1 protein-coding gene is annotated in these 827 nt (G+C 48.4%); it reads left to right on the top strand.

Going from position 1 to position 827, the window contains the following annotated elements; translation table 11 throughout:
• The coding region (locus QUA25_RS26105; RefSeq protein ID WP_333042308.1) for an Ig-like domain-containing protein at positions 1-827 on the top strand (827 nt) is incomplete at both ends.

The raw sequence follows: 827 nt of genomic DNA, 5'->3' as shown, positions 1-827 counted from the left end.
GTTGTCACCTTGAGTGAAGCCGTACAAAAAGGCACTGGCAATATTGTCATCAAGAAAGTCTCTGACAACTCAGTGGTAGAAACCATTGATGTCACCTCAGCCAATGTCACCGTCAGCGGTAGTACAGTCACAGTTAATCCCACAGCGGATTTAGTTGAGGGTACTGATTACTACGTTGAAATTGCTAGCGGGGCGATTAAAGACTCGGCTGGTAACAATTATGCCGGCACTACAGGGGCAACTGCTTGGAATTTCACCACTGCTGTCGCCGCTGATACCACAGCCCCCACCGCGGCCAGTTTCACCCCCGCAGACAACGCCACCAGTGTTGCAGTTGCTGCTGATTTAGTTGTCACCTTGAGTGAAGCCGTACAAAAAGGCACTGGCAATATTGTCATCAAGAAAGTCTCTGACAACTCAGTGGTAGAAACCATCAATGTTACTTCCACGAATGTCACCGTTACTGGTAGTACCGTCACTATTAATCCCACGGCAGATTTAGCGCAAGGTACTGGTTACTACGTTGAAATTGCTGCCGGTGCGATTAAAGACTTAGCAGGTAATAATTATGCCGGTACTACAGGCGCAACTGCCTGGAATTTCACCACTGCTGACACCACAGCGCCTACAGCCACCACTTTCACCCCCGCAGACAACGCCACCAGTGTTGCAGTTGCTGCTAATGTAGTTGTCAACTTGAGCGAAGCCGTACAGAAAGGCACTGGCAATATTGTCATCAAGAAAGTCTCCGACAACTCAGTGGTAGAAACCATCAATGTTACTTCCACGAATGTCACCGTTACTGGTAGTACCGTCACTATTAATCC

Origin of the sequence: Microcoleus sp. Pol17C6, from assembly GCF_036701145.1 — a bacterium.
Taxonomy (GTDB): Bacteria; Cyanobacteriota; Cyanobacteriia; order Cyanobacteriales; family Microcoleaceae; genus Microcoleus.
The sequence above is the reverse complement of the archived record's forward strand: the minus strand, read 5'-3'. Positions and strand labels throughout refer to the sequence as shown.